Origin of the sequence: Candidatus Enterococcus murrayae (assembly GCF_017315985.1) — a bacterium.
Classification (GTDB): Bacteria; Bacillota; Bacilli; order Lactobacillales; family Enterococcaceae; genus Enterococcus_A; species Enterococcus_A murrayae.
Genome location: NZ_JAFLVR010000045.1, coordinates 1 through 18,139 on the forward strand (window position 1 = coordinate 1; position 18,139 = coordinate 18,139).

General features: G+C 37.7%; 15 protein-coding genes. 3 read left to right on the top strand and 12 right to left on the bottom strand.

Going from position 1 to position 18,139, the window contains the following annotated elements; genetic code table 11:
* Positions 1-241 precede the first annotated feature (241 nt).
* Both JZO85_RS17280 and JZO85_RS17285 read right to left on the bottom strand, forming a co-directional pair.
* Positions 242-1,438: a 3D domain-containing protein gene (locus tag JZO85_RS17280; RefSeq protein ID WP_207109762.1), complete on the bottom strand. Its 1,197-nt coding sequence runs from the start codon at positions 1,436-1,438 to the stop codon at positions 242-244.
* A 194-nt stretch (positions 1,439-1,632) separates the two neighbouring features.
* Positions 1,633-2,412 carry a putative ABC transporter permease gene (locus JZO85_RS17285; protein ID WP_207109763.1) on the bottom strand — a complete coding sequence of 260 codons (780 nt, stop codon included), beginning with the start codon at positions 2,410-2,412 and terminating at the stop codon, positions 1,633-1,635.
* 413 nt (positions 2,413-2,825) lie between these two features.
* Between JZO85_RS17285 and JZO85_RS17290 the strand changes: the two genes are divergently transcribed.
* The 3 genes from JZO85_RS17290 (at position 2,826) to JZO85_RS17300 (ending at position 8,020) form a co-directional block, all read left to right on the top strand.
* On the top strand, positions 2,826-4,346 hold the full coding sequence (locus JZO85_RS17290) for an AcpB/EbpR/MafR family transcriptional regulator (protein WP_207109764.1): 1,521 nt from the start codon (positions 2,826-2,828) through the stop codon (positions 4,344-4,346).
* A 195-nt stretch (positions 4,347-4,541) separates the two neighbouring features.
* On the top strand, positions 4,542-6,266 hold the full coding sequence (locus tag JZO85_RS17295) for an ABC transporter ATP-binding protein (RefSeq protein ID WP_207109765.1): 1,725 nt from the start codon (positions 4,542-4,544) through the stop codon (positions 6,264-6,266).
* A complete protein-coding gene (locus JZO85_RS17300; RefSeq protein ID WP_207109766.1) occupies positions 6,263-8,020 on the top strand; it encodes an ABC transporter ATP-binding protein in 1,758 nt (585 codons plus the stop codon). The genes JZO85_RS17295 and JZO85_RS17300 overlap by 4 nt, the downstream gene beginning before the upstream one ends.
* Positions 8,021-8,136: 116 nt before the next feature.
* On the opposite strand, the gene JZO85_RS17305 is transcribed toward JZO85_RS17300, so the two are convergent.
* From JZO85_RS17305 to JZO85_RS17350, 10 genes are all read right to left on the bottom strand, one after another.
* A complete protein-coding gene (locus JZO85_RS17305; RefSeq protein WP_207109767.1) occupies positions 8,137-9,255 on the bottom strand; it encodes a glycosyltransferase family 1 protein in 1,119 nt (372 codons plus the stop codon).
* A 48-nt stretch (positions 9,256-9,303) separates the two neighbouring features.
* Positions 9,304-10,278: an SDR family oxidoreductase gene (locus JZO85_RS17310; RefSeq protein WP_207109768.1), complete on the bottom strand. Its 975-nt coding sequence runs from the start codon at positions 10,276-10,278 to the stop codon at positions 9,304-9,306.
* A complete protein-coding gene (locus JZO85_RS17315) occupies positions 10,271-11,794 on the bottom strand; it encodes a polysaccharide biosynthesis protein (RefSeq protein ID WP_207109769.1) in 1,524 nt (507 codons plus the stop codon). Before JZO85_RS17315 ends, JZO85_RS17310 begins: the two co-directional genes overlap by 8 nt.
* On the bottom strand, positions 11,787-12,824 hold the full coding sequence (locus JZO85_RS17320) for an O-antigen ligase family protein (RefSeq protein ID WP_207109770.1): 1,038 nt from the start codon (positions 12,822-12,824) through the stop codon (positions 11,787-11,789). The genes JZO85_RS17315 and JZO85_RS17320 overlap by 8 nt, the downstream gene beginning before the upstream one ends.
* Before the next feature lie 174 nt (positions 12,825-12,998).
* A complete protein-coding gene (locus JZO85_RS17325) occupies positions 12,999-13,661 on the bottom strand; it encodes a CpsD/CapB family tyrosine-protein kinase (protein ID WP_207109771.1) in 663 nt (220 codons plus the stop codon).
* A 15-nt stretch (positions 13,662-13,676) separates the two neighbouring features.
* Entirely contained in the window at positions 13,677-14,396 is a 720-nt protein-coding gene (locus tag JZO85_RS17330) for a YveK family protein (protein WP_207109772.1), read from the bottom strand.
* Positions 14,397-14,407: 11 nt separating this feature from the next.
* Complete coding sequence (locus tag JZO85_RS17335) at positions 14,408-15,484, bottom strand: glycosyltransferase (RefSeq protein ID WP_207109773.1); 1,077 nt, start codon at positions 15,482-15,484, stop codon at positions 14,408-14,410.
* A gap of 26 nt (positions 15,485-15,510) precedes the next feature.
* A complete protein-coding gene (locus JZO85_RS17340; protein ID WP_207109774.1) occupies positions 15,511-16,821 on the bottom strand; it encodes a nucleotide sugar dehydrogenase in 1,311 nt (436 codons plus the stop codon).
* On the bottom strand, positions 16,796-17,938 hold the full coding sequence (locus JZO85_RS17345; protein ID WP_207109775.1) for a glycosyltransferase family 4 protein: 1,143 nt from the start codon (positions 17,936-17,938) through the stop codon (positions 16,796-16,798). The genes JZO85_RS17340 and JZO85_RS17345 overlap by 26 nt, the downstream gene beginning before the upstream one ends.
* Positions 17,913-18,139, bottom strand: a 227-nt coding sequence (locus tag JZO85_RS17350) for a hypothetical protein (protein ID WP_207109776.1), incomplete at its 5' end; no start/stop codon positions are given. The genes JZO85_RS17350 and JZO85_RS17345, both read right to left, overlap by 26 nt.

The following is an 18,139-nucleotide window of genomic DNA, read 5'->3' on the forward strand; positions in this document are numbered from 1 at the left end:
CTAGTTTTTTATAAGACTATGATATTTATATTCGCATAAAATTCTCTTTTACCCTAAATAAAACAAGTAACAAAAACATCTTCTTTATAAACAAAGTAGATGCTTTTATTATAATATTACCAAATGATTTTCCGTCATTATTTGGCGTATTCCTACAATTAATATAAGTATGGATAACTTCAGCTCATCAAACAAAAAAGCATCGATCAAAATCAACAGATTTCAATCGATGCTTAAACTTTTAGCTAATAACTGTTACTGTTACAGAACGGCGTCCCCATTGGATACATTGTTCAACAGTTGGGAAATGGCAATCAATGATGTTCCCCTTGATCGCACCACCAGTATCTCCAGCAATGGCGATACCATATCCTGACACCTCTACCATTGAGCCTAGCGGGATAACACTTGGATCAACCGCGACAACTTGCGGATTTTGACGCAAATCAATGCCCATTGCGGTGAAGTACGTATTGACTGATTCAGCACATGAATAGCCAGTTGATTCCATCTGCATTGTCCGACCAGACGTTGTCGGTGTGCTTGGCTCAGCAGGTTTTACTGGTTCTTGTTTTGGCTGCTCACTTGTTTGTGTTGTTGTTGATTGCTGTGAGCTTGAAGCTGACGCAGCAGGTTTTGATGATTGTGCCGAAGCCTGTGAAGCAGCTTCATTTTTGGCTTTTTCTTCTGCCTGAGCAGCTGCGGCTTGTGCCGCTTTTTCTGCTTCTGCTGCTTTAGCGGCCTCTTTCGCTTCTTTTTCTGCTTTGGCCTTTTGGGCTTTTTCTGCAGCTTGTCTTGCTTTTTCTACTTCTTTATCTTGACTGATTTTCTCTAAGCTTGTTTTATTATTGGCTAGCTCTTGTTTTAAGTTCGCCATTTTATCATCCAGCTTAGTCGTCTCAGCTTCTAAACTTTGACTATCTTTTTTTAATTGGGCTTGTGTCTTTTCCTGTGTTGCTTTCAGCTCAGTTAACTTTTCTTTGGCTTCACCTAAGCTGGCAACTTTTGTTTTTTCCGCGTTTTGGATGACGGACATCGCAAACGCACGATTCAAAAATTCACCAAGATCTTTTGACTCTAACAATGCATTGATTGAACGATCCGTCATTCCGTTGACCTGTGCGTTTTTCATTCGTTCGCCGATCGCTTCTTTTCGCTGTTCGATTTTCTTCTCAGTGTCAGTAATCTCTGTCTTGGTTTTTTCTAGAGTTGCTTCATTCTCGCTGATTTTTATCCGAATGTCATTGACCTCTTGATACTTCTCGTTGACATCGTTCAATGCAATTTGCAACTCTCCGCTGATTTTGTCGCTTTGACGAGTGATCGCAGATTCTTTTTTGTCTAACTCATTCAGTGACTCTGCCTGTGCAAAGACTGGTAAAAGTACGTTAGCACCCAACATTAGCGTGGCAACGAACCCAAACATTTGCTTTCTCACTTAAAAGTCCACCTTTCTATTTACCCTTCGTTATTATACGAAAAAAAGAGGGCCTTTTTGTTTCAGAAGCATTACATTTCATTACAAAACAAAGCGCGTTTTAGTAACATTTGTTTTATTTTCTTTTTATTGCAGAAAAAAGATAGTCTCCTCAAGTATTAAAGGGACTATCTTTTTGTCATATTTTTGTAATATTATTTTCTTCGTAGCTCTTTCGCCAGTTGACGAATCTCCGTTAATGGACTTTTGATTTCCTTTGATTTCATATTTGGAAAGCTGTTCAAGAAACGGCGTTCTTGAAAATTCAGTTTTGGCAATTGTTTACGCCACTCTGGCTGCTCCTTGATTTCTGTCATCCAGCCTTGACGACGTTCTTCTGCAGCAACCTTTAATTCCCCAAGATCGGTTTGCAATTGTTCCTTTTTCTCTTGAATCGTCGTACTCATCTTGTTCATGGCTTGACGTAATGACGCTAGGTTGGCCAATGTAAACCCTAGATCAAAGCTAGTAACCATCAATAAAATCATTGGTAAAAATATGCCAAAACGTTGTTGCCAATTGAAGATTAACCCCATTAGATAAGGATTTAAGACACGAACGATAAAGATACAGGCAAGACCCCAAAAAATAGATACAGGTACAGCAACCCGCCCATTAATGTTCAATGGGACCTCTTTATAATCCCACAACGTCAGATGAAAAATCTTTTCTAATAGAAAACTTGTAAGATACTCTAATGCAGTTACTAGAATCAAAGCTAAGATAAACAGCAGCACGATATTCTGCTGATACGGTTCAATAAAATAGAGTACTCCAACGACCCCAAAACCGTAAATCGGTGTAATCGGTCCTAATAGAAATCCACGATAAACAAAATGCTTCGCTTTGATCGAACAGTAAATCGTCTCCCACAGCCAGCCAATAAATGAATAGCAAAAAAATAATAGCACAACAATCGTAAAAAGTTTTTCCATCTTCTCTCTCCCTTAATTAAGTTTAAGACTTGTGCCTAATTATTCCATGGATAGCAAAAAAATACCAGTTTCATGAGTATTCTTCCAACGTTTTAGTCATACAAAATTTCAGAAGTCATTTTTCTCTGCTGACTTTTCGCCGTTTATTTCCACTGCAACCAAAATAAACTACTAAACAAAGGTTCTTCTTATCTCTTAAATGGAAACAATAAATCAATAAAAACTTGTCTTTAGAACATTTTAGCCTTATGATTTTTATATAGAAAACGTTTTATTTATATGATTTCCTTCACTATATTCTTGTCATTCATCAAATAAAAAAATTATAGATATTCCCTTTTTATTAATAGGTTTCATCTTTTATCAAAATGGCTTATATGCTGCACAATAAGTTTTTCAAAGGAGGGGTGACGATGGATTTCCGCGGGGTTTTAGGAACGACCAACAAACGGCGACTACTGTTACTGGAGCATTTGTATTATCACCGAGACGGCCTATCTAGTGACCAATTACTAGACGAACTAGATTGTTCGTTGCCGATTTTATTAAATGACATCGAATTGATCAATTCAGACAGACCCAATTTTCAAATTATTAAAATAAAAGGTCTCTATCGCATTGTCATAGATAAGTCGATGAGCTTAGGAAATTTATATGCTAATTTTTTGAACATGTGTCCGGAATTTCAGATTATCGAAGAGCTCTTATACGAGGAGTGCGAAAATATCAATGAGCTCTCGAAAAAATTGTATTTGAGCTCCTCTAACACTCAACGCTATCTAAAAAAGATCAAACAAACCTTAACGGAAGCTGGAATGAAATTTTGTTATCGGCCCCTGCGAATAGAGGGTGATGAGGGTGAGATTCGAAACTTTTATTATCGTTTTTATAGTGAACGGCAAAGTGCTTTTGAAAGTACCCTACCAAAATTACCCTCCGCTCATTACCATATTATTGAACGGTATGTACAGGACTTTGTAGACATGAATGGCATCCATCAAAAATATATTTTCCAAAAACGGCTGATTTACAGCATGTATATCAGTTTTTGGCGAATTAAAAGCGGCCATACTTTTCCAAAGGAGCAGTTAAGGACTGAAAAGATCCTTCTACCGATGGCACTTTCCTATAAAATGCTGCAACAAGCCGTTAGAGATGGCGTAGATTTAGAGCTTACACCAGAAATGCTGCGGGACGCATTGTGGCTGACTTTTTCAGATTCTATCGTATTCAGTCTGCTCCATCGGGAAGTCGCTTTAGCAGAAAATCCTAAATATAGAAGACTGTTTATGCAGCATTATTCTTTAGCGGAAGAATTCAATCAATTACTAGGAAATCGTCTAACCAAATTGAATCGACTTGATTTGGCTACTGTACTGAACAATGATTTTTATCTATGTGAGCCAAATGGAAAATACATCGGAGTCTTATGGCGTAATCGCTCTGTTTTTCTCCAAGAAGTATCTAGCGTATACCGACGAGGAGTGCAAAAAGTTAGAGACCTCGTAGAACGTTTTGTCACCAAATACCATATGTATCAGGAAGAGGATTTCATTCAAAACTATGTTTATTTACTGGTCACGACCGAAGTAAATAGTCTAGAGTGGCTTGCTGAACAAGATCCCTTGTTAAAAGTCTTATTACTATCTGATTTGACGCCAACCGAAGAAAGCTTTCTTGCAAAACAGATTTCCGATACTATTTATGGCAATTTCGAAATCGTTCTTTTCGAGCAATTATCAGGTGGTACTCCCAATCTTTGGAAGGAACTAGATAATTACGACTGCTTAATCACAACAGGCGCTTCAAAAGGCTTGCCGGATGATTATCCTGTCGTAGTCATTGATCCCTTCTTAACGACGCAAAGCGCCCAATGGATCCAAGAAATGATCAGTAATCTCTCAAAACAGCGAGAACAAATCACAGCAGAATAACTACGAAAGAGCAGCAGAATTCCTTCTGTTGCTCTTTTGTTTGCCAAACAAGTCCCTCTGTTTCAAGATACCTTTCTCTCCGTTCATCAGGATATTCTTTTTAAGTATATGTTTCGGACTTGTTTGACAAATACGGTACAATAGAAGCAATCCTATTTTGCACATTATCTACTTTATATAATTGGAGGAACTTACATGTTTCAGCTTTTACGTTACGCTAAAGATTATCGGAAACAGATTATCCTTGGTCCTTTTTTTAAATTCTTAGAAGCAGTCTTTGAACTGATTCTGCCTCTCTTTATGGCGCGATTGGTCGATGAAGGGATTGCTCGCCATGATCAAGGAAAGGTGATTGAGATGACTGTCGCCATGTTAGGTCTATCGATCGTCGGGCTGCTCTGTGCTCTGATCTGTCAGTACTATGCATCAATCGCCTCACAAGGGTTCGGAACAGTCTTACGAAATCGTTTGATGGAAAAAATTAACAGCTTTTCCCATAACGAGTTGAATCGGTTTGGCACGGATACCCTGATTACTCGTATGACCAATGACATCAACCAAATGCAAGGAGCTCTGGCGATGTTGATCCGTCTAGTTGTTCGCGCTCCCTTCTTGAGTATCGGTTCAGTCATCATGGCTTTTTATATTGATTGGCAGATGGGTTTGATTTTCTTGATCCTATTACCGCTTTTTTGTCTGGTTCTTTTTTTGATTATTCATTATTCTGTCCCGCTGTATAAAAAAATCCAACAAATGCTAGATCAGTTGAACCAATTAGTTACACAAAATTTGAGTGGTGTTCGTGTCATTCGTGCATTTGCTCGGACAAAGACCGAAACCAACCATTTTAAGAATGAAGCTGAAACCATTTCCCGTTTAAATCAGCGAGTAGCAAATATTTCAGCCCTTCTATCCCCTAGTACAACACTCATTATGAATGCTGGTGTTGCAGCGCTGCTTTATTTCGGCGGATTTAAGGTCAATATCGGTTATTTAGAGCAAGGACAAGTGTTGGCCTTGATCAATTATATGAATCAAATGCTTTTAGCTTTGATCGTTGTTTCAAACTTAGTCGTACTCTTCACCCGAGCGGCAGCATCTGCGAATCGGATCAACGAAGTGTTTGCGACAGATACGATCCTAATTGACGAAGGTACAATTCAGCAGACAGACGAACAGGCCCCTTTGATCGATTTTAATAAGGTGGATTTTCGTTATACAGAAAAGTCCGGACTCGCTTTGCAGGATATTTCTTTTGCTTTAGCCGAAAATAAAATTCTTGGTATCACAGGTGCAACGGGTAGTGGAAAATCTACGTTGATCAGTCTGATTCCACGGTTTTATGATGCCTCTAAAGGAAGCGTCAGCTTTGCCGGTAGTGATGTCAAAGACTGGGAATTAGAACGGTTGCGTTCTGAGATCTCCCTTGTCCCGCAAACTGCCGTACTATTCAGCGGAACAATTCGCGAAAACCTGCAATGGGGCAAAGCTGACGCAACCGACGGTGAATGCTGGCAAGCCCTAACAATCGCACAGGCTAGTGAATTTGTCGAAACTTTGCCAAAGGGGTTAGATACGCCGATCTTGGAAAATGGGAAAAACTTTTCTGGGGGACAACGCCAGCGCTTGACCATTGCTCGTGCATTGATTCGTAAACCGAAATTGCTGATCTTGGACGACTCTTTGTCAGCCTTGGATTATCAAACAGACCTCGATTTACGCCAAGCATTAAAACGCGATCTAGATTGCAGTGTCATTATTATTTCCCAACGCTTGCGCTCGATCCAAGACGCCGAAACGATCTTATTGATGGATAACGGGAAAATTGCGGCTCAAGGAAAACACGACATCCTTCTGCAGGAATCCAAGCTTTATCAAGAGCTGGTCGAATCTCAAGAGGAAGGCGGGACGACCCAATGATCAAGAAAAAGAATTTTTTCCGTTCACTAAAACTGTTTATTCCTTACCTAGCCGCATATCCGAAAGAATTGATTGCCGCGATCATTTTAGGTATCGCTAGTGGGATCACTTCGGTAATGATGACATACTACATCGGTGTAGCTGTCGATCAAATGGTCAATCAGGGAGCCGTTGATTTTACTCGTCTTTTCCAAATTCTGCAGCTGTTTATTGGTATCTTTTTGGTCACAGTTATTAGCCAATATTTCATTCAACGTTTAGGTAATACCGTAGCTTTTGACTCAGTCGCCAAATTACGGGAAGAAACCTTTACCCATCTGAATAAATTACCGCTGAGCTATTACGATCAAAGCTCCAAAGGTGATATCGTTAGTCGCTTTACCAACGATATGGATAATATTTCCACCGCCATATCTGCAGTCTTTAATCAGGTGTTTTCTGGAATGACCGTCGTTTTAGTGGCATTAGTTTTTATGCTGTATCTCAGCCCAATGCTCACATTAGTCGTTTTGGTGGCGACACCGATCATCTTTTTGCTCACTTATGTCGTGGCTCGTACTTCTCAGCAATACTTTACCAGCCAGCAGCAGCTAGTCGGCTCGATCTCCGGCTTCATCACCGAGATGGTGGGAAATCAGAAAATCGTCAAGGCTTTCCAACGAGAAAGTCAAAACCAAACAAATTTTGAAGCGTTAAATCAAGAGCTTTATGTTCGTGGGCAAAAAGCGCAATTTGCTTCTTCTCTAACGAATCCCTCGTCGCGTTTTGTTGATCACTTGGCTTACTTAATGGTAGGGCTTGTGGGTGGTTTGTTAGCCTTAAACTCTGATAGTGGTGTAACAATCGGGATTATTTCCAGCTTCACGATTTATTCCAGCCAGTTCACCAAACCATTCATTGAACTTTCCGGGATTACGATCCAGATTCAAACAGCGATCGCCGGTCTCGATCGGTCCTTTGAATTGCTGAAAGAGCCGATTGAGCAGGCGGATGATCCAGATGCGATCACGTTGACCGAGACAAAAGGAAAAGTCATTTTTGAGCACGTTGATTTTTCCTATCAAAAAGATCAACGTTTGATTGAAAACTTTAATTTGACCGTCGAACCTGGAGAGACCATCGCCATCGTCGGAAAAACTGGTGCTGGAAAATCCACGCTAGTGAATCTTTTGATGCGTTTTTATGAAGTCGATCAAGGAAAGATTACGATTGATGGTACAGACATTCGCCATCTGACTCGCGATAGTCTGCGGCAACAATTCGGGATGGTATTGCAAGAAACATGGCTGATGGACAGCAGCCTGCGTGCAAATTTACGTTATGGCCGAAAAACAGCAACCGATGAAGAAATCTATACGGCACTAAAAGATGCGTATATGTATGATTTCGTCCTGCGGTTGCCGGATAAATTAGATACGATTGTAGGTGAAGCTGGGATCAAGCTTTCTGACGGGCAACGCCAATTATTGACGATCGCTCGAACTATGATCAGTCAGCCGTCTATGCTGATCCTTGACGAAGCCACCAGCTCCGTTGATACATTAACTGAGAAAAAAATCCAAAATGCGTTTCTGGCGATGATGAAAAACCATACAAGCTTCGTGATCGCCCACCGATTATCAACGATCCAAAACGCGGATCAAATATTGGTATTGGATCATGGAAGTATAGTTGAGATCGGCAGCCATCAAGAGTTGCTGCAGAAAAACGGATTTTATAAGAAACTATATGAAGCACAGTTTTCGAAAAGCTAAATTTCGATCACATAAAAAGCTACGGAAGCCCCTTTCTTAGAAAGACTTTCGTAGCTTTTTGCACCGCAGTCCTAAGCAAGCGAGATACTATGAACGTACAAAAATGATTCTTAAAATCATTCCTTTACACTCAAATTCAAGTATAACTCCTGCAAAGTAGTCGCTGTCCTTTTTATATCATACCCGTGCTGTCTCAATATTTCAGCTTGAGTATTTCTAGGATAATTAGTGCTAATAGAATGTTTAATCGTTTCCAACCACTGCTGTTTATCGGTGATATCACAAAAGGATATCGATCCTGTCAGATCAGCATCTGACGTGACTTTATCGGATACAACGCTCCTAAGTCCAGTCGCCTGACTTTCAATTAGCGCTAAAGGTAGTCCCTCGTATAATGAAGGAAATAAAAATAGGTCCATAGCCATCATATATTCATTGATATTCGACTTTTTATTTAAGAAAAGAATGTCGTCTTGTAGACCTTTTTCGTTAACATATAATTGGTTTTCCTCTAACAATGGGCCGGAACCTAGAAAAATCAATTTGGTATTTGGGTGAAATTTCAGTATTTCAGGAAATAACTCTATCAAAAAACGTTGATTCTTGACTGCCGCAAAACGACCCACATGGCCTAAAAGAAATGTATCATTCACATTCAATTCCGTACGGATCTTCTCACGGCTTTTTTCATCAAACCGGAATTTGCCAAGATCTATTCCATTGCTCAATGTCTGATAGTCTGTGGATCGTATCGCCTTTTTCCCATACATCCATTTTCCCGCTTCATCGCTGCAGCCAAACATAAAATCGCTCAAGTTTCTTGTAAAGTAGTTGCTTAGTCCCTTCACTTTTTGTCTAATCCCATGCCCATTTGAAGTACTGTGACTGTGACTAATTGTCATTAAGCCATTTTTACGCGCTACATAAAAAATGATGGGTGTGGTCGTTCGGATGTGACTATGAATGATTTTATACTCCGGATGCTTAGAAAAAAATAGCTGCCACCATTTTTTATAGCTTAAAAGATGTTTCTTTTTAAAATTAGGTGCTTGGAAGATTCGACCACCTGATTGCTCGACTTCTTCAACATACATCCCTTTTTTGGCTCCATGAACAATAAAATCAAATTGGACTTTTTCTCTATCCATTTGGCGGTAGACATTCATAATGAACGTTTCCGCACCACCGACATCAAGACGATTGACTACTTGCAAAATTCTTACTGGCTTACTCATTTTATCAGCCTTTCAAAAGAAAAAATCTTATAAAACAAATGGCGTGTTTCACGTCTGGTCATTTTTATACCAGTGCAACGCTTTTTCTAGTCCCTCCTCAAAAGTTATGGTTGGTCGATAACCAAGCTCGTTTTCTGCTAACCCAATATCTGCAAAAGAATGTTTAATATCTCCTGCTCTATCTGGACCATGCTTGATCTCTATATCTCCACAGCCTAATTTCTGTTGGAGCAACTCAACTAATTGGTTCAAGGTTACCTGACCTTTAGATGCAATATTATAAGCTTTTCCAGCGGTTTTCTCTGATGACAAGGCAGCTAGAATATTGGCTTCCACAACATTATCAATATAAGTAAAATCGCGTGACTGCATCCCGTCACCGTTAATTATTGGCGCTTCATTTCTTAAAAAAGCCTCGATAAATTTTGGGATAACAGCCGCATAGGGACCATTAGGATTTTGGCGCTTACCAAAAACATTGAAATACCTTAGTCCAACAGTAGGAAGTTCATAAATATCCGCATACAATTTACCGTATAGTTCATTGGCTTTTTTCGTTAGAGCATAAGGAGAAAGAACATTTCCTTCTTCTCCTTCTTTTTTAGGCAATGCAGAACTGTCTCCATAAACAGAAGAACTAGAGGCATAAACAAATTTTTTCACCCTTTGTTTTGAACTGGCCTCCAGCATATTTAGTGTTCCTTGTATATTCACCGTTTCATAAAGCAACGGATATTTCATACTTCTTGGGACGCTCCCCGAAGCAGCTTGGTGAAGGACATAATCGATTCCTGTTACTGCTTCTAAACAAGTATCGTAATCTACAATTGAGCCCTCGATAAACTCAAAATTTTCTTTGTCCAATAGGTGTTCAATATTTTCTATTTTCCCGGTGGATAAATCATCTAAGCAATGGACGCTAGCACCACTTTCGACGAGCCTCTCACATAAATTACTACCAATAAAACCTGCGCCTCCTGTAACCAAGAATCGTGAGTCTCTCAAAATCTTTGTATCAATCATGACGGGTTCCTTTCTTAACACGAAAACTTCTATTAAAACACAAATTAAAAAGCTTTTTTTTATCTTGAGGAAAAAAACAAAAACTAAGAGCAATAAACAATAAGCTATTGAAGATGAAAACAATCAACGCTAAAACAAACCATATATGTAATTGATCAGTATGGATCATAAATCGAGAAACAATAACGATCGACAATCCTCCTACTATTGTATACAAAATGAATTGTAGGAGTTGTTTTCTCCACAACCCCTTAAAATAGAATCGCTCGAAGAAGACGATCACCTTTACCAAATGATAGATTGAACCCAATAAGGTACCAAGAGCCAATCCAGCCATCCCCCAAAAACGTAAAAAAATCGCCGAGCAAAGAATATTGATCCCTACTTCAACAAACGCATACCGTTTGGTCTCTTTGTAGCGTCCATTTGCAAAAATAAGATTCATAAATGGCAATCGAATAAAATAAACTAGTTGTGCCACGGTGATCAATACCATGAACGACGGATTTAAATACCCTCTACTAGCCGCCTGTCGAACATAGATTTCCAAAAAGACTGTGATTACTTCGATGGTAGTCGTCATAAAAATGAAAACTGCCGCAGTATACCAAAACTGATAAAAGGAGAAGTATTTTTTTAGACGTTCCATCTGATTTGTCGAAAGTAGTTCCCCAAAAAAAGATTCTGATCCGTTTATAAAAATGGACAATAGTTTACTCAATATATTTAAAATCATCATGTAGACAGAATAGACAGATACTTCCTTTGCTGAGAAAAAGATCGTCAACAAAAATATATCGATAGTATTACGAGACATGTTAGCAATATGATGACCTAATCCATCCCACTTCTGCTTTAAGAAGTCTGTTTCAGACTTTACGTGATAGTCAATTTCATATTTTTTTCGAACATAATACGAAAGAATAAAAGGATTAAGCAAAAAAACAAGAGCGCTAAATAGCTTCATTTCTACAATTGAACGGTGTCCGTAAATCATTATCATCGATACAATCAAATTCATAATCACTATCATACTCTGTAAAATATTATAAAAAGCATGCTTTTTATCTGCTAGTATGAGCAACCTATTTACTAACCCGGAATAGTATTCCGCAAAAAGTGACAGGCTTAAAATAAGCGTCAAGAAAAAAAGGGTTTTAGCGTCAATAGATGTATCGGTAATCTTTGGGAAAACAACAGAAAGACAGATACTATAAACCAAAAAGACATAGGCTATTTTTCGAAAGAAGTGTCTTGCATTTACTAAAATAGCAGATACCTTTTTCCAGTCTTGCTGTGCCAAAGGTGAATAGATCTCCGCTTTTACCACCCCACCCATTCCAGAGTCCAGTAGTGTGATATAGCTTAAAAAACTAGTGATCGAAACAACGACACCATTGATTTCAGATCCATAATGGTTAATGATCAAGCCTGGCAGGATCAAGCCGCTAATCATGGTAGCCACTTGCCAAATCAATGCTGTGCTGATATTTCTAAGAGCTATTTTTTTATACATATTCTTTATTCCTTCGCTTTTGAAACTCTAAGACTAAATAACAGCTGACTAAAGCCAATTTTACCTGTGAAAAACGATCATAATAAGTGGTTTGCGCGACTTCATTTACAATCAGCGAAATCATGGTGAATAGCATGATTGAATACAAACTATCTTTCTTTTTCACTTTAAGTAACATAAGACAATTGACCAAGTATGTAAAATAATACAAAGCAAAACCGATAATTCCATTATTTGAAAGTATTTCTACGTAATTATTATGTGCATTGTATCCTGCTATTTCTCGTAGTGCGTCCACTCCGTTACCAAAAAAAGGATGCTCTGAAAAAAGCCTTAGCCCTTCTTCTAACAGAAGTTTCCGATGATTCATCGATCCTTCACTTGTTCCTTCCCCATTTAGCAGCAAAAATGCCTGCATCATTCGGTGGCGACTCAAGCTAAAGGCCTCTAAATGGAAAAACAGAAATAGAACTATTGAGATCATACTGATAAAGACAACTGCTCTTTTGAGGGTCAGCTTCGGAACAATTTCTATCAGGAACAGAATCATCGCACCTACAAATAAAGTCAGGTAAGTCATTCTAGAACCAGATAGAAACGCAAAATAGCCGCAAAATAGAGCACTGGCTAATAGAAAAAGTACCAGTGAATACCTTTTTTGGTCCAAATTTTCAAAAATCAGAAAGACCGCGACACAAGCTGCATAAGAACAAACGATACCAATAAAATTCGGATTTGTCAGAGTATGACCGATACGCATTTCTGAGGCAGCATCTTGGGCCAATTTTGCAAAACTAAAATCATAGTAAGAAAAAATAATAATAGAAAATATGACAGCTCCAATGATCATGCCATAAAAGGCTTTTTTTAATTGTTCTCTTGTTTCGACTACGTTAATTATTAGAAATACAATAATCAAACAAGTAAAGAGATCGTATAAAAAACCTAAAGTTCGGGTATTTCTTACAAAAATTGATTCAATGGCACAATACAGAAAGAAAAGTCCGTAGCTGACAAAAAAATAATTCATTTCAGCCCATCCCTTTTTCAAGATGAATACTGCACTAAAAAATATAAAGCCATATAGAAAATAGCTTTGTAAGAATTGATAGGCATTCGCAATCTGCAATGAAAGTAGAGAAATCAAATATAAATAGAATATCTTATATGAAAAATCTTCCTTCTGTAAATTCATCTTCATTCCCTAATAGTATCCTGTATATACAGAATTTCTTGCACCATTATAGATCATTCCTAATAAATTACTGCCAGAAAGCCGAAGTAGGTTAAATGTCTTTTTCAATGCTTTTTTCTTGGTGACATTTTCCCTTACTACGATCAATGTCCCATCCACTTTTGCTGATAGGATTTGGGCATCACTAACCGCAGTCATTGGTGTAGTATCGATCATCACAAGATCAAACTGATCTTTTGCAAATAAAAGGAAGTCGTCCATCTTACTTGAATCCAACAAAGTTGCTGGATCACTCTTTAGACTACCGCTGGTAGTTACACTTAATCCATTGATTGCAGTTTCTTGGATTGCTTTTTCTATATCTTGAGTTTCTCCATTTAGCCAGTTTGATAATCCACATTCATTTGTTACTTGAAAAGTTGTATGGATACTTGGATTACGCAAATCACCATCCACTAATAGCACGTTCTTTCCACTTTCGGCATATAACGTAGCAAGATTCGCAGCAACTGTTGATTTTCCTTCATTCATTTCTGCTGAAGAAAAAAGAATCGTTGCGATCTCTTGTCGCTCAGTAATATAATTCAAACTGGCACGGATAGAACGCATTTGTTCCACTACCAACGACTGTTTAGCAAAAAGAGTCATTAGGGGAATCTCTTTATTCGTCATTAAACTACCTCTTCTTTATTTTTCTCTTATATGAATGGATTTCTCCAATTTCAATCGACTAATTCTTTGCCGAGTTCTTTTATCAATTTTTCCGACACTGCCTAAAGGAACGATATTAAACGTTTCTTCAATATAATAATCACTCTTAACCGTTCCATTGAAGAAATCCTTAATCAGAGCAATAATCACCATCACTACAAACCCCAACACAAGACCAAAAGCACTCGCTAATTTCAAATTAGGCGAGATTTTTCTAGTATCTTCTCCAGCAGGCGAAACAATCGCGATCGAGTCATTTTTCAGTATCTCTTTTGCCTCTCGTTGAAAAACTTCTGCCGTTTTATTCGCGATCGTTTCGGCCTTCGGTGCTGTATCTGCTGTCGCTTGAATAGCAAATACCTGTGAATTAGGTGATTGCTTTACTTCAATACTGCCTCTTAGCTGGCCAATCGAGTAATTTCTATTTCCTAATTCATCAGCAACTTTTCCCAAAACGATCGTACTTTTGGTGAAATCCTTGAACGTCGTTACCGATAAAATATTGGCATTAATTTCATTTGTACTGGTCACATTAGGTACTCCCACTAATTGTGATGAAGCGGAATACTCGGGTTTTACCAATAGAGCACTTCCCATCACAACAATCCCTGTGAATAGAAATGTCCCTATAAGAAGAAGAAATTTTTCTTTTTTTAAAATTTCTAAAAGCTCTCTTAGATTTATTTGATATCGCATGAAATTTCTCCTTATCTAACAAATAAACGTTCAATTTTTTGAATATACTGATCCCAGTTTTGGTGACTGACACTATCTTTTACTCGTTCTGAAGAGAAAGAATGTTGACTCTCTTCTTTAATTGCTTCTATATAACAAGCCATTTCGTTATCGGCAATTAGCCGCCCTCTTACTGGTTCAGTCAATATTTCCTTAATTGCCCCTGGCACATCAAAAGCGATAACTCTTAACCCAGCAGACAATGCTTCCATAATGACATTAGGATAAGAATCATATTCCGAAGCTACTAATAGTAGATCTGATTCATTATAATAATTTGTAGGATCCTCAACTTCACCCAAAAGAGTTACTCTGTCCGCTAGATTCATTTTGTGAATAGCAGATGTAAGTTCCTCTCTTTCAGGCCCATCTCCAATAATAGTCAGCTGGTATTGATTATCTAACCTACTCATGACATCTAATAAAAGCTGTGTCCGTTTAAGTGGAACCAGTCTTCCCACTGATAGTAGCTTAATTTGATCGCTTGTTTTATCCGACTTCGTGCTTGTTTGTTTGTCTAGTATTTTGTTCACGGGATTAGGCAGCACAATAAGTTTTTGGACGTTTAATTGAAATAAAGAAATCAATTCATCCTTCATAAATTGTGATTGAACGATTATCTTATCTAATCTAGAAATGAACAATTTGTACCATAAGACAATGATTTTTTTCATCAAAAAATGGTTCTTTTCAAGTAATTTTGAATGGACCGTTGTCTCGCGACCTATGTAAAGACAATCTTTGTAAAACAGTGCAACGATCCCTGTGAGAATATTCGCATTGATGACTGCTGAAAAAACAATATCTGGTTTTATTGAACCGATTTTTTTATAAAGATTGATTACCTTTGCAACTCTATTTTTTGCACTCAGTTCTTCAATCGTGATTTCTTGATCCAGTGCATTCAACAAACTTCCTGTTTTTTCAAACAAAATTAAATGCACTGAGTATCTCCGCTTATCTAGTCGATTCATAATATTTAGTGCATTTTTTTCTGCCCCACCCATTCTTAGGCTAGGCAATACAAAAATGATTTTTTTCTTTTTCATTTTACTAATATCTTTCTTCGAAATTCTCAAAGTCGCCAATATTCCACATCAGCTGCCGTCATTGTTTGTCTATCTAAGATCCCTTTTACGTCAAAAATGATTTTTGTTGTAGTTAAACGATCCAACCAATAATCAAAAGGTTTATTTTGGAAAACAGCATGATCAACAGCAAGTATCAAAACATCCAGATTATTCATTTCGGTTTCATCAACCAGCTCAATATCGTAATCCCGCTTAACCTCTTCAGAATCAGCCTCAGGATCATAAACAAGCGGATCAAGAGAATATTCCTTTAGTTCTTCAACGATATCGATTATTTTGGTATTCCTTGTATCTGAGCAGTTGGGCTTAAATGTTATACCAAAGACACCTATTTTCGCATCACTAAAATTTTTATTCTTCTTAATGAGTACCTTCACTGCTTCTTGTGCGATCATCTTTCCTAAATTATCATTGATCTTTCGTCCAGCTAAAATTACATCGGATTGGTATCCATACTGTTCTGCTCTATGCGTTAAATAATAGGGATCTACTCCGATGCAATGTCCGCCAACTAAACCTGGTGAAAAATCAAGAAAATTCCATTTCGTTTTAGCAGCTTCCAAAACCTCTTTAGTATCAATTTCCATACGATGAAAGATAAGCGATAATTCATTCATGAATGCAATATTGATGTCTCGTTGTGCATTTTCAATAATTTTGGCAGCCTCAGCAACCTTGATCGAGGCTGTTTTAAATACGCCAGCTTTGATCACCCATTCGTATACTTCAGCTATTATTTCTAAAGATTCATCATCAGAGCCAGAAACTAGCTTAGTAATTTCTTTTAAACGATGACCTTTGTCTCCTGGGTTGATTCGTTCAGGAGAATACCCGACTTTGAAATCTTTGCCAAAGCTGAGTCCAGAACATTGCTCAAGAATAGGAATACAGATTTCCTCTGTCAATCCCGGGTAAACAGTTGATTCAAACACCACAATTGAACCCTTTTTTAGATTCCTACCGACAATTTCAGTAGCTGATTTCAAAGGTGTCAGATTTGGGGACTTATCCTTATTGATTGGAGTAGGTACTGCCACTACATGAAATTGGGCTTCTGACAATCGTATTTCATCTGATGTGAACATTATAGAACTTTGTCTGATACAGTCATCACCGACTTCGTTTGTCACATCGATCCCATGTTGATACTGTTCAATCTTACTTTTGTTCACATCAAACCCAATAACCTTTAGATGCTTAGCAAATTCTAATGCTACTGGCAACCCTACATAACCCAAGCCGACAACAGAAAGTGCGACTTCCTTTTTTTTAAGCTTCTGAACCAAATTCTTCATAATTTTCCTCATCATAATCGCTTCTTAATTGTACGTATTTCTGGATAATTTCCAGATATTTCTCTACCACAATCTTTCGATCAAACTTTCTTTCAATATAGTTTCTTCCAGAGTTTCCCATCTCTTCCAATTCATCCTTATCAACTGCAAGGATGTTCGTTACTGCTTTCATTAGACGAACGGTATCTCTAACAGGAACAACGTAGCCAGATACCCCTTCGTGAACAATTTCTTTGCAGCCTGCTATATCACTAGTAATAATTGGTCTGCCTATGGCTGCTGCCTCAAGTAAGGTGTTAGACATTCCTTCGTGATAAGAGGGAGATACCACAATATCCATCGTTTGAATAAAACTCGCGACATCGTCAATTTCACCATGATAGGTAATACTTCCTTGTTCGACATGGGAAGTGATTGTCTCTTGATATTCCTCTCCCATGGGTCCAGCTACATGAAAGCTAACTATCCCTTTTGTTGTCCCAATCTTTTGTGCAACATCAAGAAACTCATCGATTCCTTTATCTTTGATCACACGTGAAAGAAATAGTACCTTCGTTGTCTTGCGTTCAACTAAGGGGGTTAGTGGAAATTCATCAAAATTTATTCCCGAGCCTGGTAAAACAGAATGAGTTCCACTAAGGATACGATGCTCTTCAAAATAATTTCTGTTGCTCTCATTTTGGAAAAAAATATGACTAACATTCCTAAAAGAGATACGGTACATTGCTAAAAGAAGTTTTTCTAATTTTTTACTCTTAGAAAAACCTTCCCCCAAGCCTGTGATATTCGCAATAAAAGGAATTCTCAAACATCTCGCAGCTAAATTCCCATAAATATTGAGTTTGATTGTATAGCTTAAAACAATATCCGGCTTTATTTTAAAAATCATATACATTAAGCGAGCAAATAGAATTAATTCTTTGAAAGGATTCTTTCCTCGACCATCAAAAGATATATGATTCAAGCTGACTCCTTTAGTCTTAAAAGCATCGAGTTCCTTTCCATATGGACAAATCAACTCTACTTTGTAGCCTTGATTTATTAGTTCAAAGACCAATTCTTTTCTTAAACGATAAGTATATTTTGCTTGATTAGAAAGCAATAAAATTTTTTTCATGACATCTCTCCCAACTCATTTGCATACAAGCAACTTCAGCTATATCAATAAATAACGAATAGAAAATCATATATTTTATAAAAAAAGCCCATGAAGGCTTCAGTAAAATTTTATTCTCTAATTTTTTATTTTCAATAAAATTATATAAATTACTCTTGCTCATATTTCTATGGATCAAAACCAACAGCATATCAATAATAC

Excerpts from the sequence above, each read along its gene's own strand:
- JZO85_RS17285 (WP_207109763.1), bottom strand. The coding sequence starts at position 2,412 with ATGGAAAAACTTTTTACGATTGTTGTGCTATTATTTTTTTGCTATTCA.
- JZO85_RS17290 (WP_207109764.1), top strand. The coding sequence starts at position 2,826 with ATGGATTTCCGCGGGGTTTTAGGAACGACCAACAAACGGCGACTACTG.
- JZO85_RS17295 (WP_207109765.1), top strand. The coding sequence starts at position 4,542 with ATGTTTCAGCTTTTACGTTACGCTAAAGATTATCGGAAACAGATTATC.
- JZO85_RS17300 (WP_207109766.1), top strand. The coding sequence starts at position 6,263 with ATGATCAAGAAAAAGAATTTTTTCCGTTCACTAAAACTGTTTATTCCT.
- JZO85_RS17305 (WP_207109767.1), bottom strand. The coding sequence starts at position 9,255 with ATGAGTAAGCCAGTAAGAATTTTGCAAGTAGTCAATCGTCTTGATGTC.
- JZO85_RS17310 (WP_207109768.1), bottom strand. The coding sequence starts at position 10,278 with ATGATTGATACAAAGATTTTGAGAGACTCACGATTCTTGGTTACAGGA.
- JZO85_RS17315 (WP_207109769.1), bottom strand. The coding sequence starts at position 11,794 with ATGTATAAAAAAATAGCTCTTAGAAATATCAGCACAGCATTGATTTGG.
- JZO85_RS17320 (WP_207109770.1), bottom strand. The coding sequence starts at position 12,824 with ATGAATTATTTTTTTGTCAGCTACGGACTTTTCTTTCTGTATTGTGCC.
- JZO85_RS17325 (WP_207109771.1), bottom strand. The coding sequence starts at position 13,661 with ATGACGAATAAAGAGATTCCCCTAATGACTCTTTTTGCTAAACAGTCG.
- JZO85_RS17330 (WP_207109772.1), bottom strand. The coding sequence starts at position 14,396 with ATGCGATATCAAATAAATCTAAGAGAGCTTTTAGAAATTTTAAAAAAA.
- JZO85_RS17335 (WP_207109773.1), bottom strand. The coding sequence starts at position 15,484 with ATGAAAAAGAAAAAAATCATTTTTGTATTGCCTAGCCTAAGAATGGGT.
- JZO85_RS17340 (WP_207109774.1), bottom strand. The coding sequence starts at position 16,821 with ATGAAGAATTTGGTTCAGAAGCTTAAAAAAAAGGAAGTCGCACTTTCT.
- JZO85_RS17345 (WP_207109775.1), bottom strand. The coding sequence starts at position 17,938 with ATGAAAAAAATTTTATTGCTTTCTAATCAAGCAAAATATACTTATCGT.